A 23,872-nucleotide genomic window follows, 5' to 3' on the forward strand; every position below is an offset into this window, starting at 1 on the left:
AATGAGGCGTCATCAGCAAATGCGGTCTTGAGTAGCCGTATCTCGGAGAGGTTCGGCTACTCATCGCAACCAATCTGCCGCTCCCCCACCCGCCAATCCCACTGGCCCTGCGATGTCTCGACTCCAACTTTCTCGGCGAACGATGCTGCGCGGTCTTGGCACCGCGATCGCATTACCTTCACTCGACGCCATGGCGGGCCCCTCGGCGAGTGCCGTCGCGGCCGGCCAACCGCCGACGCGGATCGCATTCTTTTACGTTCCCAACGGAGTGCGGATGGACGACTGGCGGCCGGCAGGCTCGGGGCGGCTGTCGACGCTACCCAAGATCCTGAAACCGCTTGAAACAGTCAAGGATCACGTTACCGTGATCAGCAATCTGGCGGCGGAGCACTGCAACGGCAAAGGTGCCGCTCACGAACCAGCCGGCGGCGGATTTTTAGTTGGCAAGAAATGCAAGCACTCCGAAGAACCTGAAGTGGGAGGCATCTCGGTCGACCAATTGGTTGCCCGCGAGGTCGGTGTTCGCACCCGTGTCGATTCCTTGGCGCTCGGGATCGATCCGTCGCACCGGGGTGACCATGGCTACAGCGGCACGTATCTGTCGCATATGTCATGGCGCAGCCAAACGACGCCGGCGCCGCTCGAGGTCAATCCCCGCCTAGTATTCGCTCGATTGTTCGGCGGCGCATCGCCGCAGCGAAGACAATTGAGTGACCCATCATGGTCGGCCCGGTTACCGGCGGACAGTTTGCAGCGCAGCGTGCTCGATCTCGTCCGAGAGGACACACGCGACCTGCAGCGTCAACTCGGCTTCGATGATCGACGCAAACTCGAACAGTATCTCGAAGGGCTTCGCGCCGTCGAACGACGCATCGCCACCGCAAACGACTCGAATCGGACGCACCACGCGGAAGCCTTCGGCGACGAGATTGACGATCATTGCCCCGATGGTTTCAGCAAACTGATCCGTGTGTCGATCCCCGATGGACGCGGCATCCCCGAGAGCTATCCGGAACATGTCGAACTGCTCACCGATTTGATGGTGCTGGCGTTCCAAACCGACGCGACCCGCGTGGCTTCGTTCATGTTTTCGCAAGAGAAATCGGGTCGGCAGTATCGCGAGATCGGGATCAAAGGGGCGCACCACTCTTTGTCGCACCATGAGAGTCGCGAAGAGAAACTCAATCAATTGACTGAAATCAACACCCACCACATCGGACTGTTCGCCCGCATGCTCGAAAAGATGCATGCGGTGCGTGAGGGTGAGCGATCTCTGCTCGAGAACACCATGATCCTGTACGGTAGTGGCATCAGCGACGGGAATCGACACAACCATGATGACCTGCCGGTTTTAGTCGCTGGTGGAGCGAGCGGACAGTTGCGTGGCAATCGGCATATCGCTCTCAAAGAGAAAACGCCGATCTGCAACCTCTACGTCGACATGCTGCAGCGTGCGGGCGTCAACCGAGCCACCTTCGGCGACAGCACCGGCAGGCTGGACCTGTCGTGAATGCATCCTTTCGATTGATCATCGCATGTGTGCTGTTCACCCTACTCGGCATGTCAACGGCGGCGTCGCGTGCCCATGCCCAACCGGAACTCGATAAGACGAAACAGTCTTTCGACCAGAGCATTCTCGGGCTATTCAACCGCTACTGTTTTCGTTGCCACGGCCGGGTTGACCCATCGTCGGAGATCGATTTGCAATCCGACGAGAACCCGCGCATGATCGCTGACAATGCTCAGCTTTGGGACCGTGTGCGAGAGCAGATCGAAACCGGAGCGATGCCCCCTGAAGATAAGCGGCAACCCAACGCAGAAGACCGCGAACTGTTGCTCGAATTCCTCAATCGGACTTTGGATCAAGATCGCTGCGGAGGCGAACTCGATCCGGGCGTGCCGAGCGTGCGGCGGCTCAACCATTTTGAATACAACCGGTGCCTTTCGGAATTGCTGAGCCTGCCGATCGACATCGCGGACGATTTCCCTCCGGATCCGAATAGTTTCGGGTTTCTCAATAATGCCGCTGCACTGGAGATGGATCCGGTCTTGGTGACCCAGTACTACGGTGCCGCCGAACAAGCGATCGATCGCTTGATCGCCTCAGCAGGCAGCGGCAACGCTACCGACAGCAACCTCTTCGGCGCGGATTCGGATGATCCGAATCCGGACCTTGCGTCCACCCGTGAGCGACTGATTGAATTTGGCTCGCGTGCGTTCCGCCGTCCCCTCGCTGCCGATGATCCGACCATCGATCGCTCGATGAGAATCTACGAGGCGGCAATCGCACAGGGTCGGTCACATGTCGAAGCGATGAAGTATCCACTGATCGCCGTTTTGATTTCACCACGGTTTCTGGTGCGTGCCGAAGCCGATCGGCCCGATCAAACCGGCGTCTATCGCGTCGACGATTATGATCTAGCGAGTCGACTGAGTTTCTTTCTGTGGTCGCAGGGACCTGACGATGAACTTTTGCAGCTCGCCGGTAGCGGCAAATTGTCCAGCGACGATCGGTTGCGTGATCAAACTCGGCGAATGCTCCGAGACGCGAAGCACGATGGATTGCTGACGGGTTTCTTTGAGCAATGGTTGTCGATCTCGGAGCTGGAATCACACCCCGTCGACGCCGCAACCTTCCCGAAATTTAGCGTCGAGCTGAAGGATTCGATGAGGGGTGAAGTTCGGCGCGCGATCGGTGAGATCGTCAGTGAGAACCGATCGATTCTCGAACTGATTGATGCTGACTATCTCCATATCGATCACCGGCTCGCTGAACTCTATGGTTTGCCACTGCCTGCGGGTGACGGGTTCGCGAGAGTGGAGCTGGCGTCGCAAAATCGCGGGATTCGTGGTGGGGTATTAACGTCCGCAGCGATGTTGACTTTGTTATCTGACCCGGCGCGAACGAACGTGCCCAAACGCGGCAAGTTCATTGCCTCGGTGCTGCTGGGCACGCCCCCACCGCCACCACCACCGAACGTGCCTCCGCTCGAAGCGGCGGGGCCGTCCGATCAACCACTGACCACACGCGCGCGATTGGAGCGTCATCGCAGCGACCCGCAGTGCGCGGCCTGCCACGCTAAAATGGACCCACTCGGTTTTGCCTTGGAAAACTATGACGCCATCGGACGCTGGCGGGACCGCGAAAATGGGATCGCCATCGATGCATCAGGAACGCTGGTCAGCGGTGAACCATTTGCAGGCGTCGTGGAACTGAAAGAAGTGCTGAAGCAACACGACCGCGAATTCGCTCAATCCCTCACCGAGTCGCTGATGATCTACGCCCTCGGTCGCGGCTTAACTCGCGATGACCAATGCGCGATCGACAAAATCCTGTTGGCGACGAAGACCGATGGATATCGTTTCGGCGATATTGTCGCTGGCGTCGTCACGAGTCTGCCATTCACCCATCGCCGGAACCCCGATTTTTAACGAAAGAACACATCATGAATGAAGTCTCTCGTTTGCTCTCTGTGATTGGAATTTTTGCCACGACGATACTGATCTTGGCGTTTTTTCAATCCGTCGCTGTGGCGCAGGAGATTGAGACGCCCGTCGAGCCGTCCGGCGAACCGGATATTTCATCCATGCGAGATCGCTTTCAACAATCCGCTGGCAATTTTCAGTTTACGATTGCCCGTTCAGGCGACAAGCTCGAATTGCTCGATCGCCCGGTCTCCAATTGGAGCAATCCGGAACGCAAGACGACCGCCGGAGCTTTGTTCGTGTGGACGTTCCACGGCCGTCCTGAGCTGGTGATGTGTACCTACGCGACGGACTCGGTTGGCAATTTCGAGCATGAATTTCAGTCGCTGTCTGTCGACGAGCTGGCTGGGAGGCGGGATGGTCGCCTCATCTGGGAACCGCAAAATGATGCAATCCAATGGCAGCAGGTACCTGCAAACATTCCGGTTGGAAAAACACCGTCCATGCGATTGGTGCAGATGCGACGCGTCGCGGGACTCTATCACGCGTCGCTCAAATTCTCCGACAAACCCAACAAATTGCTGCGTCTTCAGACGACTCCGCTGTATCGATTTGATTTTCAAGAGCTCCCCGAAGGGATTGTCGATGGAGCGATGTTCGCATTCGTTCAAGGCACCGACCCCGAAGTGATCATGCTGGTGGAGGCGAGGAAGAACGCGGCAGGAGAGGAATCGTGGTATGTATGCTTCGCCCGCATGACGGTCGTCAATGCACTGGTGGAGTATCAATCGAACGTCGTCTGGGAGGTTCGGTGGGGGCAGAAAGGATTCAACTCCCACTACAATGTACTTAAGCCAGCAAACTGATCGGACCACACCAGATTTTGCTCTTCAGCAGGAGTTTTTGCTGATGCCCCAATGAGAGCACGTAGGGCGGGTTCTACCGGCCGGCCGCTACGGGGGACATCCCGCGAATAACGACCGCGCACCTCGGCGTCATCGCCCACCCAACGAGCCGAAAAACCTACGCATGTGGCCGGTGGAACCGGCCCTACACGCTTAAAATGCGTCGCGGGACAGGTTTTAGGCTATCTTAGGTAGGCACCAGGATGATCCCTTCCCAAGCCCGCTTCTCTGGTTGCGGAAGAGTTCAATTTTATGATCCAACGAATTGTATTGATCGGTTTGACGGCACTTGCGGTGCCGATTTCGTTCATTTCCGCACCGTATCCACGTGAACTGGTTCTGCAGCACATCCCGACCCTGATCGGTATTGCGATGCTGGTCGTTGCTGTCGTGAAGTATCGCCCTTCGTCGGCGTCGTTTTGCTGTAGTCTCGCATTTCTGTGGCTGCACATCATTGGAGCGAGATGGATTTACTCGTACGTGCCGTATGACGAACTGGCCCGGACGATCACCGGACACACGCTTTCGGACACCTTTGACTGGCAGCGAAATCACTACGACCGACTCGTCCACTTCGCATCGGGCGCGCTGGGGCTACCAATCCTATCTGATTTCCTGCAATCATTTTGCCGTCTCCGTCCGCTCCCGGCGGCCTTGATCGCCATGTCTGGCGTCCTGGCGATCGGTGCCATCTATGAAATCCTGGAATGGCAAATATCCATGTTGTTTTCGCCGGCGATGGCGGAGTCCTATAACGGACAACAGGGCGATCTATGGGATGCTCAGAAGGACCTGGCTCTGGCGTGGTTGGGAGCGATCGTATGCGTGCCCCTTATCGCTCGCTGGGCACCCGTGTCCGGTGCAGACGAGTCGTGATCGCTCCCTTAAAAGCCACGAGCTTTGCCGGGGCGTCCGCCGCTTGCGTCCTGGCGGTTGGTGAAATATCCAGGCCCAAACGAGTGATCGCCAGCGGGCTTGCTTGTCGTTGCTGACCGGTAGACAGAAGCGTTTTGGTTCGCGACGATATTTGTCTTCCTCGATTCTCGAAAGCGATTCATGATTGACCGAATTCTTGTCACCGGCGGCGCTGGTTTTCTCGGCTCGCACCTCTGTGAGCGGCTCGTCGACGACGGCCACGACGTGATTTGCCTGGACAATTTCTTTACCAGTCAAAAGAGTAATGTGGCCCATCTACTCAATCGCCCCAACTTCGAGCTGCTCCGCCACGACATCACGCTGCCGATCCACCTTGAGGTCGACAAAATTTATAACCTGGCCTGTCCCGCCGCGCCGGGGCACTACCAATACAACCCGATCAAGACGATCAAAACCAGCGTGCTCGGCTCGATTCACATGCTCGGCGTCGCGAAACGCTGCGGCGCCCGGATCTTGCAAGCCAGTACCAGCGAAGTCTACGGGGATCCCGAGGAGCATCCGCAGACCGAATCGTACCGCGGCAATGTGAATCCGATCGGCATCCGCGCCTGTTACGACGAAGGCAAACGCGTGGCCGAAACGCTATTCATGGACTATCACCGCAGCAACAATGTCGACACTCGGATCGTACGGATTTTCAACACCTACGGCCCACGGATGCACCCCTATGATGGCCGCGTCGTGTCGAATTTCATTCGCCAAGCGATCGCTGGCAAAGATATCACACTGTTCGGCGACGGATCACAAACACGTTCGTTCTGCTACCGCGACGATCTCGTCGAAGCCATCATCCGAATGATGAATCAAGATGACTTCATCGGCCCAGTCAATATCGGGAATCCCGACGAGTTCACGATTCGGGAATTGGCCGAGAAAGTGATCGCGTTATTGGGATCGCCGAGCAAGTTGATCTTGGCCCCTCTGCCCGAAGACGATCCGACCCGCCGCCGCCCCGACATTTCCCTGGCGAAGGAACACCTGGGCTGGGAACCCACCGTCAAACTCGACGATGGTCTGAAACAAACGATCAAGTGGTTTCAATCGATCAACCTCGGCGACTATCGACCGCCGACGCCCAACTATTCCTAGGGCGACCTGATATCCGTCTACCGACGGATCATGACCGCCGCCATTCCCACGACGCGTTATTGGGACTCCTTCGAGAGTGACTCGAGGTAATCCAGCAATGACGCGAACTCATAGACGGTGAAGTCGTTGAGTACACCGGTGGGCATCACGGAGACTTCGGACGTTTTGCGGAAATCGATGTCCGCTTTGGCGATCGTCGTTTCTTTCCCGTTTTGATCGCGGAGGGTGACTTGCTCACTGCGTTCGTTGGTAACGAAACCGGTCAGCAGTTCGCCGTCGAGGGTCAGAATCGTATTCGTCACGAATCCTTGCGCGATCGTCTTGCTGGGCTGTAAAACGGCAACGGCGAGATCGGGGCGTTTGTAGGTCTTTGCGATGCTGCCGAGGTAAGGGCCTTTTTGCTCCTCGGCCTCCGAGACCGTGTGACAGGCGACACAGTTTGCCTTGGTAAACATCAATCGCCCCATCTCCACGTTGCCCTGCATGCTGACCGCTTGGCGGGCGGCATCGTCGAGCGTCATCGTGCTGATTTTGGCGGCGTCGGCCGGAATCAATTCCTGGAGTAACGCGACCTCTTCGGGTGACCAAGTTGGCGCGACCGGCTTGGCGCTGGCGGGCTCAGTATCCCCCGGATCGAAAACGTTCTTGCCCAAGTAGTAGTGCCGGCGGACCAAATCGGCGGCAACGCTGCGGTCGAGCTCCGGCAGCACGCGATGCAGTACAGCAGCAATTTTTTCCGATTCGCTCCAGGTAACCGGCTCGTAGTATGGGCCACGCGTGTCGGGGCGGGTTCCCCAGGAATCACCCTTCCAGACCGCTTCCTGGCTGTGCAATCGGCATAGAGCTGCAACGATGCTGGATGTCTGATCGGCATCGGCACCAGGCAATCTGGCGATCAACCCATCGACCACTTCGGGCGTGTGCATCATCGCAAGTGCTCGCAGCAATCCCTGGGTCGCAGTCGCGTCGCCCATGGAGTCCAAAGCTGCCAAACAAAGCGGTGCGGCACCACGAGCGGCGAGGCACCGGATCGCGGTGTGGACCACGACGGGATCCGCATGCGTCAGCGCCGCAACGCATTCTTGATCGGTGGCATCGGTTTGCAGGTGCAACAGCAAATTGCGTTCTGGACTGCGTTTCGCAATGGCGCCGGTGAGCAGTTTCTCGGCCGCTGGATTTCCGCGGCGCATCAATTCTCGCTGCGCCGCGATGCGGCGACGGTAGCTCGGCGAATCCATCACCTCGATGAGTTCGTCGTCGCTGGCCGACGTGAATGCAGGCATCGGGGGCGGCGTGAAGTCGTCGGGACGGACGCAAACGATGTATCCGACATCGGGTCCAGCCCAGTTAAACGTCGCACCTTTCCAGCTCGCACAATACACACGGCTATTGCCATCGACATCCGCATCCGTCGGACGCGTCATCTTGATAAACGACTCGGGAGCGGCGGACTCTTGATAGGTCGACCCGCTGGGGGTGACCGTGTGGCGATAAAGTGAGCCGGTGCCCCAATCGGCTGTGAACGGAGCGTGGTTCCATTTTCCGAAACCAGGCTCGTCAATGTAGACGGCGCCGCAGCCCGAACCGCCGCCGTAATCGGCCAGTGGCTGGACGCACTCGTCATTGAAATTCTTATAGAGCCGAGGGTAGCCGTGATTCTCCATCCCCGTGAAGTGATGCAGTCGCACGTCCCAGCCACCACCATCATTGGTGTTGTCGCGCGCGAACATTTCCATCTCCGGACTGATCGCGACTTCGAGAATATTCCGGGTACCATCCGAATAAATTTGCAAGTCCGATCCATCGGGCCGGACGCGGATCACGCCGCCCCCGCGATGGACGAGCTTCTTTCCGTCACTGCCCTCGGCTTCGAGGAATCCAAAATCACCGCCGGCAATGTACAGCCAACCATCGGCCCCCAGGCTCAGCCCGTTGGTCGTGTGATCGGCAGGCCGATCGGCGTAGTCGAATGCGAGTCCCTTCACCAATGTTTTCTGCTCGTCAGCGACACCGTCACCATCGCGATCGAAAAACACGCTAAGGTTCGGCGGGTGCATCAAGTACAACCGGTCCTGATCCCACACCAGACCGCGGGGGGCGTCGACTTCGCAGAAAACTTTCGTCTCATCGGCACGCCCATCCCCGTCGAGATCTCGCAGGCGGATCACACGTCCCCGTTCCGGATTGCGACCGAGCGAGCCGTTGCCGTCGGAACTGACGTACAGGGTTCCATCGACGTCCGCGGCAACGAATACGGGATAGTTGACCGCCGGCGGTGACGCGAACACGGTCGCGGTGAAACCGTCCGGGACACGGACATCGCGGAGAATGTCCGCTTCAGCCTCGGGCGTCAGTTTCTCAATCCGCGGCGGGCTGTTGCCTTGGTTTTGGTAACGGTCAGCGGCGAGCGGCACGAACTTGTCGGACTCCGCGTTGACGTCGGCAGGCCACAGCGTGCCCACGCCGTCACCGATCAGCTGGACATCCCACATGCTAAACCATTTGCCACCGGAACTACCGATTCCATCGACTCGCAAGAATTTGACTGCCGGAGTGTCCTGCATTTTGAGGGTCGATGGGCCGCGGCTTTCGTTTTCGGACTGGTCCAGTAACGTCGTCCACGTTTTCCCATCGACCGAACCGTCGACGCGGTACTGGTAGGCGGTCTCACGATCCTCCCACACGATCTTGATCTCATCGAACGAATGCGGTTGCTCAAACTCGAACTGCAACCACTGCGGAAAGCCGCCGTTGCTGGCACAGAACCGGGTCGCTGGTTTGCCGTCGATCGCGTGATATACCGGATGGCCCGGTTGCGTACTCGAGGCCGTCATCTTCACCAAGGTCGCGTCTGCGGGGATGTTGCCGAGGTCCGTCGCTTCTGGGATTTGGTACTTCTCTTTATCGATGAACGTCGTTTCATTCTCGCCTTGATAGGGAGTGAGGTAGTCATCGTTCAATTTGCCGCACGACCACAGCAGCCCACGGGTGACGAGTTCGAGATAACGTGGATCTTCGACCGTCTCGGTATTGTGCCCAATCGTGGTGCTGAAACTACGGGCACCTTGCGTCTGGTTCGTCCAGGCCACGATCGCCTGTTCGGTGCGTGGATTGGTTCCGCCAATCTTTTGGGTGCCGATCGCCAACGGGTGAGCACCGAGGACTTTGACGTTGTTATAAAGTTCTTCCCCGATCGTGGTCCAATCGTGGCTGGTTTTAGTGATCGGATGATCAGGGTCGACGAAGTCGATGGCGATGGGCTCCTGTGGCCCGTGACTGCTCGACTGAATCCCCAAGTGGGCAAACCAGGCATCCGTGCCCGTGCGAAAGCTGTGCATGGCACAGTGCAAGTGCACGGCGGGGATTTTTTGGTGAATGGCCACGATCCGGTTCACCAACGCTTCGTCTTTGATGTCCGCAGCACATTCGTCGTGGATGATCACGTCGTAGTCCTCGGCCCAGTTCAGTTTGCGATAGAGCGGCAGGACGGGAGTCGTCGTCGAGTTGTCGGTCCAGTAAACGTCAACGCGTACGTTCGCCCGGGCCTGAATGCCCTCAGCGATCACGGACTGCTGAGAGCCGTAGTCATGGCAACAGCCGCCTGCGATCAGGAGCGCACGGATCGGGCGGGAGTCTTTCTCGGCAGCGAACACGCGGTCCTGTGGCGAGAGCGTGGTCAACGAAACAATGGCGAGCAACGCCGTCGAGAGATATCTCGTCATGTTGGCAGCTGGGAGTCGGCGGAGGGTGGGATTTCAAAGACACGTCCAACCGAAGAGACGCGATATTGAGGAGGAGCGAGAGTTCACTCAACTGTAATCAATCGGTCGACATTGTGTATGGGACGTTTTGACACGTCCCAAACAGGACACACCGGGCTCCCCCCGTACACGCAGGGACGTACACGCAGGGACACAGCACTTTTACAGATAGGCGGTCTGACCTCGCCTACGAACCATGGGACGTACACGCAGGGACAGTACACGCAGGGACAGTACACGCAGGGACACAGCACTTTTGCAGACAGGCGGTCTGACCTCGCCTACGAACTGAGACGGGCGGGTTTTGGCATGGGTGCCAATTTCCCGGAAGCCGCGGTGGGTGAGCCTGGGGTGGCGGGCGAATCGGGCGGAGAGCAGCGGGTAGCGTTACCCGCGGCAAGAGGGGTGGTCTGCGCACCCATATCACAACTCCACCGAACCGATCTGCCCGACCAATTGTCCTGTTTAGGCGTTGTTTGGCGAAAGAAAGCGAAAAAAACGATTCCCGACAAGTTTACCACCGGTACGTTGCCACATCGCCATGAATCCCCTAAGTACATTCCGACAAACACTTTACGCTGACTCACGAGACACTCAACACAACCGAGCGATGGCGGGGAGCGAAGCGCAAGTTCCATGTCGTGCGTGAGTTAAGTCACTTCAAAAATTTTGATTGACATCGCTTCAGAAAAGCATAACATTCTCCTCGTCGTCCACATGTAGTGCCTCGAGGGCATGGAAGCCACTACCGGTAGTGCTAGCAAATGCGATTGCATCGATTTTGCCTGTTCTGCTTAGCCACCGGTACCAATGGCCTGCCCCCCCATGCCGGGGAAATAAGAAGCTGTTTCGTGTGCGTCGGCTGAAACGTTTTTTCTCCGTCCGCTGCAACATTCGATTCTGCTGAAAGAAATCGCAAGGATGTTTGCCGCAAGGATGCCTTCTTTCCGGAGCCTGTGACCCAACCATGTCCACTGTTTTGCCGACCCAAACTGACGCAGCCACCCGTACCCGCAAAACCGCCGAGGCGAAAAAGCAAACACAGGATGTGACGAACACGGCCCACAATGACCCCGCCCTCGAGAAAGTCGATTCGCAGCATGGTGTGGAATATGCCCGCACGAAGTTCAATGCTGCGCCACGAGGAGATCGCGCAGGGCTGAAGTTCGAATCTGAGTTCTGCCCCGACGACGGTCGGACTCCCTTCGCGACAACCCAGTGGGACCTGCGCAGCGCGACGATCAAAGATGAGTCGGGCAAGGCGTTGTTTGAACAGAACGATTGCGAAGTCCCCTCGGACTGGAGTCAGTTGGCGACCAACGTCGTCGTCTCGAAGTACTTCTACGGCGATCCGAATACTCAGGGCGAGCGTGAGCGCAGCGTTCGTCAATTGGTTCACCGCGTCACCCGCACCATTTCGGACTGGGGATTGGCCGACGGATACTTCGACACCCCCGAAGACGGCGAACGTTTCTATCGCGACCTCACCTGGTTGTGCTTGCACCAGCACGGTGCGTTCAACAGCCCGGTGTGGTTCAACGTTGGCCTGCACCCTCAGTACGGCGTGACGGGAGCGAAATGCAATTGGCACTGGGACGCCACACGGCAAACGACCGACCAACCGGAAAACCCGTATGAGTATCCGCAAGGCTCGGCATGTTTCATCCAAAGTGTCGATGACAACATGGAAGACATCATGCGATTGGCGTGCAGCGAAGCGATGCTGTTCAAGTTCGGTAGCGGCACGGGGACGGATCTCTCGACGATCCGCAGCCAACGCGAGAAACTCTCCGGTGGCGGCACGCCATCGGGCCCATTGTCGTTCATGCGGGTGTATGACTCGATCGCCGGTGTGGTGAAATCGGGCGGCAAGACCCGACGGGCTGCCAAGATGCAATCGCTCAAAGTCTGGCATCCAGACATTCTCGAGTTCATCGAGTGCAAATGGGCCGAGGAGAAGAAAGCTCACGCGTTGATCCGGGAAGGCTACGAATCGAACTTCAACGGCGAAGCGTACAGCAGCGTGTGTTTCCAGAACGCGAACCTCTCGGTGCGGTTGACGGACGAATTCATGGAGACGGTCCGCAAGGGTGAACAGTGGCAGACCCGCTGGATCACGGACAAACCGACTCAAGCGGCACCTCAATATGATGCCAAGGAACTGCTCAACAAAATGGCCGAGTGCGCCTGGCACTGCGGTGACCCGGGTGTGCAATACGACACCACCATCAATAAATGGCACACCTGCCCCAACAGCGGTGCGATCAACGCATCGAATCCATGTAGTGAATACATGTTCCTCGATGACACGGCCTGCAACCTGTCGAGCATCAACCTGATGAAATTCGTCGGGCAGGACGGCCATTTCAATGTCGAGAGATTCCGTGCTGCAGCACGCACGTTCTTCATCGCCCAAGAGATCCTCGTCGACCACGCCAGCTATCCGACCGAGCCGATCGCGCGGAACAGCCACATGTATCGCCCACTCGGCCTCGGTTACTCGAACCTGGGCAGCGTGGTCATGACATCAGGCCTGGCCTATGACAGCGATGCCGCCCGCGGCCTGTGCGGTTCATTGACCGCTCTGCTGCACGGCGAAGCCAATCGCACCAGCGCCGAGATGGCGGCCGTCGTGGGACCCTTCGATGGCTATGCCGGTAACGAAGAGCCCATGAACCGCGTCATGCGAATGCACCGCGATGCCTGCAACGAAATCAACGACGATGGACCACCGGAGCTGAAGGTTGCTGCCGCGGAACTATGGGATGAGGTTACCGAGATCGGCAAGAAGTACGGTTTCCGCAACGCACAAGCCACCGTGCTGGCACCGACGGGCACGATCAGTTTCATGATGGACTGCGACACGACCGGTATCGAACCGGATATCGCACTGGTGAAATACAAACAACTCGCCGGTGGCGGGATGCTCAAGATCGTTAACCAGACGGTCAAGCTAGGACTGAAGACGCTCGGATACAATCAAATCGAGATCGATGCCATCCTCAAATTCGTCGATGAGAATGACACGATCGAAGGCGCACCGGGTCTGAAGGACGAGCACCTCAGCGTATTCGACTGTGCGTTCAAACCAGCCGGAGGCGTCCGCAGTATTAACTGGCGGGCGCACATCACGATGATGGCGGCGGCACAACCGTTCCTGTCCGGTGCGATATCCAAAACCGTCAACATGCCAAGCGATGTGACGCCGCAAGACATCGCTGATGCCTATTTCTGGGGCTGGGAACTGGGGCTGAAGGCGATCGCGATTTATCGCGACGGCAGCAAACAGTCGCAACCGCTCAACACCAAACAGAATGATTCGAAAACCGGCGGTGAGGTGCGAGTCGAGACCAAAATCGTCGAAAAAATCGTTTACAAGCCAAGCCGCGAACGACTGCCCGACACCCGTCAAAGCCTGACTCACAAGTTTTCCATTGCAGGCCACGAGGGCTATCTGTGCGTGGGCTTGTATCCCGACGGTCGCCCCGGCGAGATCTTCATCACGATGGCGAAAGAAGGCTCGACGATCGGCGGAATCATGGACAGCTTCGGTACCGCACTGTCGATTGCGTTGCAGTACGGCGTGCCGCTTGACGTGATCGTCAACAAGTTCAGTCACACCCGCTTTGAACCGATGGGGCACACGACCAACAAAGACATCCGGATTGCCAAGAGCGTGGTCGATTATATCGCCCGTTGGCTCGGCATCACCTTCATGTCTGGATATGACCATGTCGCCACCGCCTCACCCGGTAACGGTCCCGAAGTGGCAACCGGCAGCGAGCTGTTAAGCGGTGCCAAGGTAGACAATGGCGTCGTCGCCCCAGTCGTCGCGAAATCCGGTGCCATGCAAGAAACCAATTCGGTGATGCGTGATCTCAAGAACGACGCCAGTGCCGCGGTGGCGATCGCTGAGCGAGCGATTTTGATGGCCACGACAGGTGGCAGCAATGGATCGCATATCAGCGTGGCTCCTACCAACGGATCGGTAGAAATCAACTTGGGCGGTCAAGCGGATCAGTTTTCGCGATTCCAAACCGATGCACCAAGCTGCGATAACTGCGGCAGCATCACGGTCCGCAACGGCAACTGCTACCTGTGCCACAATTGTGGCAATTCGATGGGCTGCAGCTAGGCCAGGAACTCGCTGAAATGAACGTCACTCTACTCGTCGGCTCGCAAAGGCAGCTGGCCGACGGGTTGCCCTGGCTGTATCGATTTGCCCATGTTCTGGACTGCACTGCCAATGCGTTGGTGTTGGGAGTGGACCATCGTGCATTGGCACGGCAAGTCGAGTCCGCCATGCAGCAGCAGGGGAGTGACGCGGTCACGGTGGAAACGATCGCCGCTGATGTTGATACCGTGGTGGCGAGATTGGACACAGCGAGGTGCCGATTATTGATCATGGTTGACGATGTCGACGATGATCGTCTGCAAGCAGCGGTCTTCGAGCGGTGCGGCGTGGAAACGGTTTGGCTGAGCGTGAAGGCGCCGCCGCCGGATCGTGAGAACCATCTCTTCTCGCTCGACGATGCACTGCACCCCATCACCAGCACTATTTCTCGTCGGCTATTGGGCATCGCACCAAGCTTGCAGCTCGAGCATGTCTGGTTGCCCGACGTCACCGGTGCACCGGACGCTGGAGTCGAGCATGCTCTGCGTAGAGAGCAACAGCGATGTGACGAGGGCGATCTCATCTGGATTCCATTTGAGAAATCACCCTCGCATGAACCCTATTACAAACTCGCTCTGGCACTGCTCGGTCAATCGTCGAAAGCATCCGTTGCGTTGGTCAGTGCGAAGCAGGGTTGGGATCGCTCGCTGTTGACGCGGGTGCGTTATTGGGCCAGCCACGTGGCCGAGCCGATGGATCGCGACGCCCGCTTGGAGCTGGCGAAATCGCTCTCCGAAGGCTCCCAACCCAACTGGGAATTCTTGGGTTTGATATCAGCTGCTGCCATGTTGGCGGCCTTTGGGTTGTTGCAAAACTCGGCGGCGGTGATCATTGGCGCGATGTTGATTGCACCTCTGATGACACCCATCATGGGCGCCGGCCTATCGTTGGCCCAGGGCAACCGACCGCTATTCCAAACCTCGTGTCTGACCATCGGGATCGGTTTTGCAGGTGGTTTCGTTTCGAGTTTCCTGTTTGGGTTGCTCGTCCGCATGCTACAAGCACCCGTGGTGACCGAGGAAATGTGGAGTCGCTGCAATCCCTCGCCTTTAGATTTTTGTGTGGGGTTAGTCGGCGGCATGGCCGCATCGTACGCGCGAACTCGCAGCCATTTGTCATCCGCATTGGCCGGGGCGGCCATCGCCGCTGCGCTCGTGCCACCGATCGCGACTGCGGGCTTGCAAGCCGCCTTCGGCGTCTGGCATGTGACGGATCAAGGTTGGCCCGTGTTCGGACCGCTGCTCCTGGTCAGTGTGAACGTACTCACGATCATGATCGGCACCTCGTTCGTCCTGTATGCGAGAGGACTACGCGTCGTCTCCTCCGCACCCGGTCGTACCGAAGGTGGAGTGGCTAAAAACAAGGGCAACAAGTGGGCCACCCGGATGACCGTGGTATTGTTGACGATCATACTTTTGGTGCTGGTGTGGATGCTCCACCTGGAGCGTCTGTTTCTTTAGGCTCCTCGGCAACATCGATAAGACGAGGCATCGCGTGAAGAAAACGGACGTAGCTACGCTCGCCAGAGCGTGGGGGCAAACCGTCTGCCGACGGTGGCTACGGGAGAATTCGTCGGATGATCCACTTGCTGTTCACGCGATGCTAACATGGCTTCCATGAAGCCCACGACCATATCATGGCCACACATGGACGCCTCTCAATCGCGGCTCACGATTGCGGTAGTGTCGGCACACGGTTGCGGATGATCTTTGTTGTGGGATCGCCCGGCATGATCGTGTCGCACCACATCTCGCTTTCGAACAGGTAGCGAACCTGGATCGCAAGAGCCTGATTGTCGGCAAATGCCGTTTCCGCGGTCGTCAACGATACCGTCCCGTTGAATTGCGATGTCTTCAGTTGGACGTGTTGGACATCCGCACCCGCGGCGAGATCGGCAAACAGTTGCAGCACTTGATCCTTGGCCCATTCGGCTTGCAGGATCTCGGCGACGGGGGTTTCAGCATTGAAATCTTCGGGCGTCATGATGCGGGCAATCTCGGTCGAGCAAAGGCGGGCATCAATAGGATAGCGTTTTCGGGGGCCGGACAGACGTAGCGGCAGACGCCACATCCCGTGCAGATGCCTTCGTTAATAACCGGCTTACCATCCTGGACAAAGATCGCGTCCTCGACGGGACACCGCTCGCTGCAGACGGTACAGGTCGTGTGATGATAGGTCAAACAAAGCTGCGGGGTGACGCGTGCGGTACCCATCACGGGCGCGATCGATCGGGTCAGCACGCCGGGCTTGCACGACGTGATGCATGGAAAATCCTCGCACATCAAACACGCTTGCACGTCGGGCTCGATGATCGGCGTGCCCGAGACTTGGCCCAACCGATCGTTTGCTTTTCGAATCGCGTGGTAGGGACAGGCGGCGATACAGTCACCGCACTGGGTACATCCGGCGAGGAACTGCAGCTCATCAACGGCACCGGGTGGACGGAACACTGGGATGGTGCGTGGGACAGACGTGATCCCCAGATCCGTTGGCGGGACCGGATCAATGTTGATACCGCCGATGCTTCGCGGCTTGGGGACGGGCGGAAAATGACTTGCTGGATTGCTCGTCGAACGCTCCCCGGTCGAACGCTCCCCGGTCGACCGTCCCGCCGCCGGTGCGTTCGGCCACTGCTTTCCAACGCGTTGCTCACCCGTAAGAGCCGCTTGCTCGCCGGGTTGCGGTTCTTTCGGCGGGGGCAAGCGCGTGACCAAGGGCGCGAATTGCGAGGGTGGCAACAACTTCCACAGCCGACCTTGCAAGAAATCGCGTCGACTCGGAGATTTCCTACCGGCACCGAAAAGATACCCCATCGCTCGAGTGGGAATGCGAAGGACAGCCAGCATCCGCCGCAGCCATGGACGACGCGCGCCTGCGGTCTGGGGAGCCTTAGGCGGCAGCTCGCGATTCCCCTTCGATTTCATTCGGAAGCCGTATCTGACTCGGAAGCAGGTCCTGACTCGGAGGCGGGTTCTGATTCGGAAGTGGTATCGGACGGGGAAGCCGTGTCGGACGGGGAAGCCGTAGCCGATTCTGGGGTCGTCACCAGCGGCGGCAGCATGGGGATCGTTTCGACGCTCACCGCTTGATCGAGAGCAGCTGACGGAGCATGACACTGGGTACAATTCGTGCGCCATGGATGGGTTGTTTCCATGCCTGCCCAAGCATTCGAGCCCCCGTGACACGCATGGCAGTTTTCGCGCATCCAGCGGGAATGCGGGATCGTGGGTGGGGCGCCCGGAAAGGCACGCTTGCCTTGTTTCGGAGTGGGCAAACCAACAAAGCTTGTTTCCACACTCGCATCGAGATCGCGGAATGGGGCCGGTGCCATCGATGCATGGCACTGGATGCAGTTCCCTAGAAACTCGTGCGACATCACACTCGCTCGCAGTCCCGCCATTTTGACGCCACTTCCATGGCAGGCGTAGCAAGCCGCGTCGGTCGTGTTCTCGACGGGGTGCGGGATAATGGGCGGGGCGCCATTGAAAGCGCGACGCGATGCACGCAGTTCCAGTGACGCTGCTTTCTCCGCCGCAGTGGGCTCGACCTTGCTGTAGAGATCAAACTCTGAGGCTGGCAGAGCCTGCGGCGTCGCTTTCCACGCTGCGGTAGGCCCCATCGCCGTCGCTGCGATTTCCGCATAACTGAGTGCGGGAATCAGTTTATGGTTGCTGCTCGCCTGGTGCTCCAAAGCATGGTCGGTGAGCGATGACTCGTGCAACCCATCGGGCTGCGGTACTCCGGCACCGATTCCCACAAAGAAACCGATCACCGCGACCGCGATCACGACAGCAAATACGATCGGGGTCAATCGGCTCATGACGTCGCCTCAGCCGCTTTCTTCTTCACCACTCGCACCGCGCACTTCTTGTAGTCGGGCTGTTTCGAAAACGGATCGTATGCTTCGAGAGTGCAGTTATTAATCAGTTTCGTTTCATCGAAAAACGGGACAAAGATGGTGCCACGTGGTGGTCGTCCGCGCCCGTCGATCCAAACCGGCAAATCGCACACGCCGCGTCGCGACTGGATCGTGACGGTCTCTCCCTGGCGAATGTTGGCATCCTTCGCGTCGTCGGGATGCATCTCCACGTAGGCGGTCGGCATCGCGCGATTGAGCGGCGCCAGTCTGCGTGTCATCGTGCCGGTATGCCAGTGTTCCAGCACGCGTCCGGTACACAACCAGAACGGATATTCTTCATCGGGAACCTCCGGAGGTGGCTGGTACTCATGGAACCAAATCTGAGCTCGGCCGTCATGTGAGGAGGAATGGTAGAAGTCAAAATCCTGCCCCTTGGCAACGAAGGGATCATCGAATCCTGAAAACCGAAACTTCGTCTCCCGCCACGACCCGTCGGGCTGTTCCACGACCGGCCAACGCAGTCCACGAGCTTTGACGTACTCATCATAGGGCGCCAGGTTCTTATGTTTCATCGTCGTGAATTGGCGATACTCTTCGAAAAGATGCTTGTCGACGTTGGTATCGTAGTAGTGCTCGAACTCCCAAATGGGAATGTCCTTGCCGTCATCATCTTTGACCGCAAAGATAAATTCACCGTCCTTGTCCTGCATGCCCTCATGGCCCATCTCAAACAATTTGTGAGCGATGGCGATCGTCATCCAACAATCGTCACGTGCCTCACCAGGCGGCTCAACCATCTTGAACCACTGCTGTGTGCGTCGTTCACTGTTGCCAAAGAGCCCGTTCTTCTCCACCCACAGGGCGGCCGGCAGAATCAAATCCGCCAACTCCGTCGTGGCCGTCGGATACACTTCGCTGACAATTAAGAATTTGTCTTCGAGTCCCTGTTTACTGTTGAACAACGCGTTCAAATTTGGCAATGTTTGGCCCGGGTTGGTGACTTGCACCAAGATCGTTGAAATATCGCCGCCCTCGGATGTCGGCGTCGTAAAGCGTTTGAACATCTCCACGGTGTGGTAGCCCGGCGTCTCGCTGATACTGCCTTCGCGAACGTTCCAAAATTGTTCGGATTGGGCGCGATGTTCGGGATTGGCCACGACCCTGCCGCCGGGCAATGCGTGAGACAGGGTGCCAACCTCACGGACCGTTCCACACGCCGAAGGCTGGCCCGTCAAACTCGTGGGTGCGTCGCCGGGCCGACCGAAGTGCCCCGAGAGCAAGTGCACGCCGTGGACGAGCGAATTGATCGCGGTGCCCATGGTGTGTTGGTTCATGCCCATGCACCACAAGCTTGTGATGCGAATCTCATGATTGCCAAATAGTTCGGCCAGCATCCGAAGCTGCTCAACCGGGATGCCCGAAAGCTCTTCGACATACTCAGGCGTGTACTTGGCGATCTGCTGCCGAAACTCTGCTTCGCTGATCTGCTCGCCTTGAAGGGTCGGCGTGGTTTCTTCCGCACCACGGAAATTGCAATGCTTTTCCACAAAGGACTTGTCGTAGGTATCGTTCTCGATCAACAAGTGCATGATGCCCAAGGCGATCGCAACGTCACCGTGCGGTTTCATCTCAAGATAGTCATTCGCGGCATCGGTGGTCCGCGTACGGCGTGTGCCAATGTCAATGATCCGGACCGTCTCGCCACGTGAGCGGCGGTCGGTCACACGTGAAAACAAGACCGGATGCATCTCCGCTGGATTATTGCCCCACGTGATCAGTACGTCGCATTCATCGAGATCCTGGTAACAGCCCGCCGGTTCGTCGACGCCATAGGTTGCCAGAAACCCCGTCACCGCGGACGCCATGCACAACCGCGCGTTGGGGTCAATGTGATTATTACTCAGGCCGCCCTTCATAAACTTCTGTGCGGCAAATCCTTCAGGGATCGTCCACTGACCGCTGCCGTAGAACGCAAACGTTTCGGGCGAGTCGAAGATACGTTGAGCGACGATCTCGATCGCCTCGTCCCAACTGATTTCGGTCAACTCGCCGTCTTTGCGGAGCAGCGGTTTGGTCAGCCGATCTTTGCCATACAGAATCCCACCGACGTGGTACCCCTTCACGCAGAGCAAGCCCTTGTTGACGTCCGCGGCTTTATCGCCAGCGATCGCGATCACGCGACCGTCTTCCACACCAACCTGGACGTGGCATCCCGTCCCACAGAACCGGCAGGGTGCTTTGTGCCAATTCAGGCCATCGCCATCAGGTAGGTCGGCGACCGCGGGGTCGGCACCCACGACGGGCAGAGATGCGTTCCCACTGACCATCGCCCCGGCCGCAGCCATCGCGGTCGTTTTCAGAAAGGATCTACGCTGAGTATCCATCAATTTTCGAGTCCTGAAAAATGTTATTGAGTAGCAGTGGTCGATTGACACGCTCGGTGGTCGAGTGATCGTCAACGATCCTCCCGTCAGTCATCCCCGTCAGTCATCCCCGTCCAATACAATCATGGCAACGGCCACGCCAACGACGCCGGGCAACCGCTCGATCGTGTTCCAAATTTCTTGATCACGAGACTTCGTTGCTGAATCAACGACAATCGCGACACGACTGCCGCCGGATTCGCCCACCTCAATCTCGGGAAGGGCACGAAGCATACCAATCGTTTCGCAATGGTCGTTAACCGATGAGGCAAAGGTGACGACAAGTCCGCTCACGGGCACGGTGATGGCTTTCAAAAAAAAGACTTTGCGATCAACAAATCTGTGGTATCGCTATCATGCACTTCAGTGTATACATTAGCGAGCAACAAAGTAACCTCTCTTTGGACAAAATTTCATGTCGCGAGTTGCCAGCCTGTTATTCGCCGGCGTCGTCTTCGTTATCGCGTCGATGGTGCTGCTTGCTGCACGACAGACGCGGCCAGAAGCCGCCCAGGAGACGGGCCAATTGAGTCACTTTGAGGCTAGCGAGGAGCCTGCCGGACCGGCCCAGGCGAAGACGTTTCCTGTGATCATTCACAAGCCTGCGGGACCGCCGCGAATTGAGTTGGCGGGTGTCGATCCGCAGGGTCGGACCGGTAGCGTCGCATGTTCGACATGCCATAGCGTCCGGACTCCTAATCCGCAGAACGTATCGGCGGCGACGCTCGATGAGTTTCACCAGGGCATGACGTTCCACCACGGCAACATCACTTGCTATGCATGCCACAATCCAGAGGACGCTGACACGCTGCGATTAGCGGACGGGACTTCGGTTCAATACCAAGACGTGATGACGCTATGCTCGCAGTGCCACGGCCCCCAAGCAACGGCATACGCACACGGTGCCCACGGCGGCATGAACGGCAGCTGGGACCTGAGCCGCGGTCCGCAAATGAAGAACAATTGTGTCGATTGCCACGACCCCCATGCTCCGAATTTCCCCAAGATGATCGTCCAGTTCAAGCCGAAAGATCGCTTCAACGCCCCGATCGCTACCACGCACGAGGGAGACGTTTCTCATGCCAACGACTGAACCCAACAGCAAGCCATCCTTGCCCATTGTTGAGAATTTTTCGCGTCGAGCCGCAGTGAAGGGCGGGTTTGCGACTTTGGGAGCTGCCGCATTTGTCGCGGCCGTTTCGCCACTGCGACAAGCAGCCAAGAATTTGTCAGCGGGCGAATTCATGCAACAGCACTACACGGAACTGTCACCCGATCAAAAATCCGATGTGATCGCTCGCTTGGAAGCCGAGACGAAGGAAAAGTACGGCGCCGAGGTCACGATCGCCGATGACCGCCCGATTCCAGGCACCAAGTTCGTGTATGCGATCAACTTGAGTGTTTGCAACGGCAATGGTAAATGCGTCGAAGCGTGTCACAAAGAAAATAATCACGACCGCGCCACCAACCAGTCCTACATCCGTGTCCTCGAGATGCCCAAAGGCACCATGGACATGAGCCAGGCCTCGACAACCTACACGGGTTTAGTTCCCAAAGACGATAAGTTCTACCTACCGGTACAGTGCCAACAGTGTGACGAGCCACCTTGCGTCGATGTATGCCCCGTCAAGGCGACCTGGAAAGAAGAAGACGGCATCGTCGTGGTCGACTACAACTGGTGCATCGGTTGCCGATACTGCGAAGCCGCCTGCCCCTATCACGCTCGGCGATTCAATTGGAAGGAACCCGAAATTCCTGCTGATGAAATCAATCCCGACCAGAGTTACCTCAGTAACCGCGTACGTCCGGTCGGCGTCGTCGAAAAGTGCACATACTGCCTACACCGCACCCGTCGTGGGAAGCTGCCGGCATGTCTCGAGGCGTGCCCGACGGGCGCCCGTGTGTTCGGCAACATTCTCGATCCCGATTCCAACATCCGTTGGATTCTCGAAAACAAACGCGTCTACATCCTCAAAGAGGAAGTTGGCACCAAGCCGGCATTTTTCTACTACTTCGATTAAGAATTAGGCACAGATGAGTAGTATCCCCGCCAAAGAGTCTCATATCTCGAGCTACCCCAAGTTTCTGGGGCGCTCGCTGTGGCTGGCCACAGAGGGCTCGTTCGGTTTTTACGCCTGGATGACGATGCTAACCGCATTGTTCTTGGTCGGTGCGAATGCATGGGCCAATCAAGTCTCCGGCGGCATGATCGGAACCAACATGACCGACCAAGTCAGCTGGGGATTGTATATCGCCAACTTCACATTCATGGTGGGACTGGCCGCAGGGGGCGTGATGATGGTGATCCCAGCGTACCTGTATCATGACCGGAAGATGCACGATGTCGTCATCATTGGCGAACTACTCGCAATCGCAGCCATCGCGATGTGCTTGATGTTCGTCGTGGCCGACCTGGGGCGACCCGATCGTTTCTGGCACCTGATCCCGGGGATTGGCAAGTTCAACTTCCCAATCTCCATGCTGACGTGGGACGTGATCGTGCTCAATGGCTACCTGCTACTGAATCTGCACATCTGCGGCTACCTGCTGTACATGCGATTCCTGGGACGCACACCCAACCCGATTTGGTACATTCCCTTTGTGATGGTTTCCATCGTGTGGGCGATCTCCATCCACACGGTGACCGCATTTCTGTACTGCGGTCTGGGCGGCCGTCCATTCTGGAATACCGCCCTGCTAACACCGCGGTTTCTGGCCTCTGCATTCGTTTCGGGGCCCGTGTTCATCATCGTCGCGATGGTCATCATCAAGCGTTGGGCTGGGATCACGGGACTCGACCAACCGATCGCGACCTTGACCAAAATCGTCCGCGTCACGATCCTGATCAACATGCTGATGGTGATCTCGGAATTGTTTACCGAGTTCTACACCGGCAGTGCACATGTCGGGGCCGCGAAATACGCGTACTTTGGCCTGCATGGTAAAACGGGGCTCGTGCCTTGGACGTGGACCGCGATCGCCCTGAACCTAGTCGCCGCAGTCCTGTTTCTCTGGCCGGGATTGCTGGCTCTCCATCGCCGACCGCTGCTCGTCGCAGCGTGCCTGATGGCGTTCGTGGGTGCTTGGATTGAAAAGGGCATGGGCCTAATCATTCCTGGGTTCATCCCCAGCACACTTCACGAGATCGTCGAGTACGCACCCAGCCAACTCGAATGGAAAGTCACCGTTGGCATCTGGGCGTTTGGCCTGATGGTTTTCACGATCGCGATCAAGGCTGCACTGCCCACACTCAGGCAGCCCATGGCGGATCATTCGTGACCGAGTCGATCTGACGACAG

The 23,872-nt window shown here is 57.8% G+C and carries 16 protein-coding genes; 10 read left to right on the forward strand and 6 right to left on the reverse strand.

The features are described from left to right. Positions 1-112: 112 nt before the first annotated feature. From SH410x_RS18970 to SH410x_RS18990, 5 genes are all read left to right on the forward strand, one after another. Positions 113-1,510, forward strand: coding sequence for a DUF1552 domain-containing protein (locus SH410x_RS18970; RefSeq protein WP_473669890.1), 1,398 nt, complete (start codon positions 113-115; stop codon positions 1,508-1,510). Beyond that, positions 1,507-3,432 carry a DUF1592 domain-containing protein gene (locus SH410x_RS18975; protein WP_473669892.1) on the forward strand — a complete coding sequence of 642 codons (1,926 nt, stop codon included), beginning with the start codon at positions 1,507-1,509 and terminating at the stop codon, positions 3,430-3,432. Before SH410x_RS18970 ends, SH410x_RS18975 begins: the two co-directional genes overlap by 4 nt. Positions 3,433-3,446: 14 nt before the next feature. Next, entirely contained in the window at positions 3,447-4,292 is an 846-nt protein-coding gene (locus tag SH410x_RS18980; RefSeq protein ID WP_473669894.1) for a hypothetical protein, read from the forward strand. A 291-nt stretch (positions 4,293-4,583) separates the two neighbouring features. Continuing rightward, entirely contained in the window at positions 4,584-5,207 is a 624-nt protein-coding gene (locus SH410x_RS18985) for a DUF2238 domain-containing protein (protein WP_473669896.1), read from the forward strand. 180 nt (positions 5,208-5,387) lie between these two features. Beyond that, positions 5,388-6,356 (forward strand): UDP-glucuronic acid decarboxylase family protein, encoded by a 969-nt coding sequence (locus SH410x_RS18990; RefSeq protein ID WP_473669898.1) that lies wholly within the window; start codon positions 5,388-5,390, stop codon positions 6,354-6,356. 56 nt (positions 6,357-6,412) lie between these two features. On the opposite strand, the gene SH410x_RS18995 is transcribed toward SH410x_RS18990, so the two are convergent. Continuing rightward, positions 6,413-10,078 (reverse strand): DUF7133 domain-containing protein, encoded by a 3,666-nt coding sequence (locus SH410x_RS18995; RefSeq protein ID WP_473669900.1) that lies wholly within the window; start codon positions 10,076-10,078, stop codon positions 6,413-6,415. A gap of 1,006 nt (positions 10,079-11,084) precedes the next feature. Between SH410x_RS18995 and SH410x_RS19000 the strand changes: the two genes are divergently transcribed. Both SH410x_RS19000 and SH410x_RS19005 read left to right on the forward strand, forming a co-directional pair. Beyond that, positions 11,085-14,252: a vitamin B12-dependent ribonucleotide reductase gene (locus tag SH410x_RS19000; protein WP_473669902.1), complete on the forward strand. Its 3,168-nt coding sequence runs from the start codon at positions 11,085-11,087 to the stop codon at positions 14,250-14,252. Positions 14,253-14,269: 17 nt separating this feature from the next. After that, positions 14,270-15,751, forward strand: coding sequence for a DUF389 domain-containing protein (locus SH410x_RS19005; RefSeq protein WP_473669904.1), 1,482 nt, complete (start codon positions 14,270-14,272; stop codon positions 15,749-15,751). Positions 15,752-15,959: 208 nt separating this feature from the next. Here SH410x_RS19005 and SH410x_RS19010 read toward each other — a convergent pair whose 3' ends face one another. From SH410x_RS19010 to SH410x_RS19030, 5 genes are all read right to left on the reverse strand, one after another. Further along, positions 15,960-16,274: a hypothetical protein gene (locus SH410x_RS19010; RefSeq protein ID WP_473669906.1), complete on the reverse strand. Its 315-nt coding sequence runs from the start codon at positions 16,272-16,274 to the stop codon at positions 15,960-15,962. Further along, entirely contained in the window at positions 16,271-17,215 is a 945-nt protein-coding gene (locus tag SH410x_RS19015) for a 4Fe-4S dicluster domain-containing protein (RefSeq protein ID WP_473669908.1), read from the reverse strand. Before SH410x_RS19015 ends, SH410x_RS19010 begins: the two co-directional genes overlap by 4 nt. After that, positions 17,212-18,111, reverse strand: coding sequence for a diheme cytochrome c precursor (locus SH410x_RS19020; protein ID WP_473669910.1), 900 nt, complete (start codon positions 18,109-18,111; stop codon positions 17,212-17,214). Before SH410x_RS19020 ends, SH410x_RS19015 begins: the two co-directional genes overlap by 4 nt. Next, on the reverse strand, positions 18,108-20,534 hold the full coding sequence (locus tag SH410x_RS19025) for a molybdopterin-dependent oxidoreductase (protein ID WP_473669912.1): 2,427 nt from the start codon (positions 20,532-20,534) through the stop codon (positions 18,108-18,110). The genes SH410x_RS19020 and SH410x_RS19025 overlap by 4 nt, the downstream gene beginning before the upstream one ends. 99 nt (positions 20,535-20,633) lie before the next feature. Continuing rightward, positions 20,634-20,807, reverse strand: a complete 174-nt coding sequence (locus tag SH410x_RS19030) for a hypothetical protein (RefSeq protein WP_473669914.1) — start codon at positions 20,805-20,807, stop codon at positions 20,634-20,636. Positions 20,808-20,988: 181 nt separating this feature from the next. Between SH410x_RS19030 and SH410x_RS19035 the strand changes: the two genes are divergently transcribed. The 3 genes from SH410x_RS19035 to dsrP are packed head-to-tail and all read left to right on the forward strand — an operon-like array spanning position 20,989 to position 23,852. Further along, a complete protein-coding gene (locus tag SH410x_RS19035; RefSeq protein ID WP_473669916.1) occupies positions 20,989-21,666 on the forward strand; it encodes a cytochrome c3 family protein in 678 nt (225 codons plus the stop codon). Beyond that, the gene (locus SH410x_RS19040; RefSeq protein ID WP_473669918.1) at positions 21,653-22,594 is read left to right on the forward strand and encodes a 4Fe-4S dicluster domain-containing protein; all 942 of its coding nucleotides are present in this window, start codon (positions 21,653-21,655) and stop codon (positions 22,592-22,594) included. Before SH410x_RS19035 ends, SH410x_RS19040 begins: the two co-directional genes overlap by 14 nt. 13 nt (positions 22,595-22,607) lie before the next feature. Beyond that, entirely contained in the window at positions 22,608-23,852 is a 1,245-nt protein-coding gene (gene dsrP / locus SH410x_RS19045; RefSeq protein ID WP_473669920.1) for a sulfate reduction electron transfer complex DsrMKJOP subunit DsrP, read from the forward strand. Positions 23,853-23,872: the final 20 nt, after the last annotated feature.

It is taken from the genome of Rhodopirellula sp. SH410, from assembly GCF_055811895.1.

Bases quoted from the DNA above. Each gene is read 5' to 3' on its own strand.
- SH410x_RS19020 (WP_473669910.1), bottom strand. From the start codon at position 18,111: ATGAGCCGATTGACCCCGATCGTATTTGCTGTCGTGATCGCGGTCGCG.
- SH410x_RS18970 (WP_473669890.1), top strand. From the start codon at position 113: ATGTCTCGACTCCAACTTTCTCGGCGAACGATGCTGCGCGGTCTTGGC.
- SH410x_RS19040 (WP_473669918.1), top strand. From the start codon at position 21,653: ATGCCAACGACTGAACCCAACAGCAAGCCATCCTTGCCCATTGTTGAG.
- SH410x_RS18985 (WP_473669896.1), top strand. From the start codon at position 4,584: ATGATCCAACGAATTGTATTGATCGGTTTGACGGCACTTGCGGTGCCG.
- SH410x_RS18990 (WP_473669898.1), top strand. From the start codon at position 5,388: ATGATTGACCGAATTCTTGTCACCGGCGGCGCTGGTTTTCTCGGCTCG.
- SH410x_RS19005 (WP_473669904.1), top strand. From the start codon at position 14,270: ATGAACGTCACTCTACTCGTCGGCTCGCAAAGGCAGCTGGCCGACGGG.
- SH410x_RS19015 (WP_473669908.1), bottom strand. From the start codon at position 17,215: ATGAAATCGAAGGGGAATCGCGAGCTGCCGCCTAAGGCTCCCCAGACC.
- SH410x_RS19010 (WP_473669906.1), bottom strand. From the start codon at position 16,274: ATGACGCCCGAAGATTTCAATGCTGAAACCCCCGTCGCCGAGATCCTG.
- SH410x_RS18980 (WP_473669894.1), top strand. From the start codon at position 3,447: ATGAATGAAGTCTCTCGTTTGCTCTCTGTGATTGGAATTTTTGCCACG.
- SH410x_RS19025 (WP_473669912.1), bottom strand. From the start codon at position 20,534: ATGGATACTCAGCGTAGATCCTTTCTGAAAACGACCGCGATGGCTGCG.
- SH410x_RS19035 (WP_473669916.1), top strand. From the start codon at position 20,989: ATGTCGCGAGTTGCCAGCCTGTTATTCGCCGGCGTCGTCTTCGTTATC.
- dsrP (WP_473669920.1), top strand. From the start codon at position 22,608: ATGAGTAGTATCCCCGCCAAAGAGTCTCATATCTCGAGCTACCCCAAG.
- SH410x_RS19030 (WP_473669914.1), bottom strand. From the start codon at position 20,807: ATGCTTCGTGCCCTTCCCGAGATTGAGGTGGGCGAATCCGGCGGCAGT.
- SH410x_RS18995 (WP_473669900.1), bottom strand. From the start codon at position 10,078: ATGACGAGATATCTCTCGACGGCGTTGCTCGCCATTGTTTCGTTGACC.
- SH410x_RS19000 (WP_473669902.1), top strand. From the start codon at position 11,085: ATGTCCACTGTTTTGCCGACCCAAACTGACGCAGCCACCCGTACCCGC.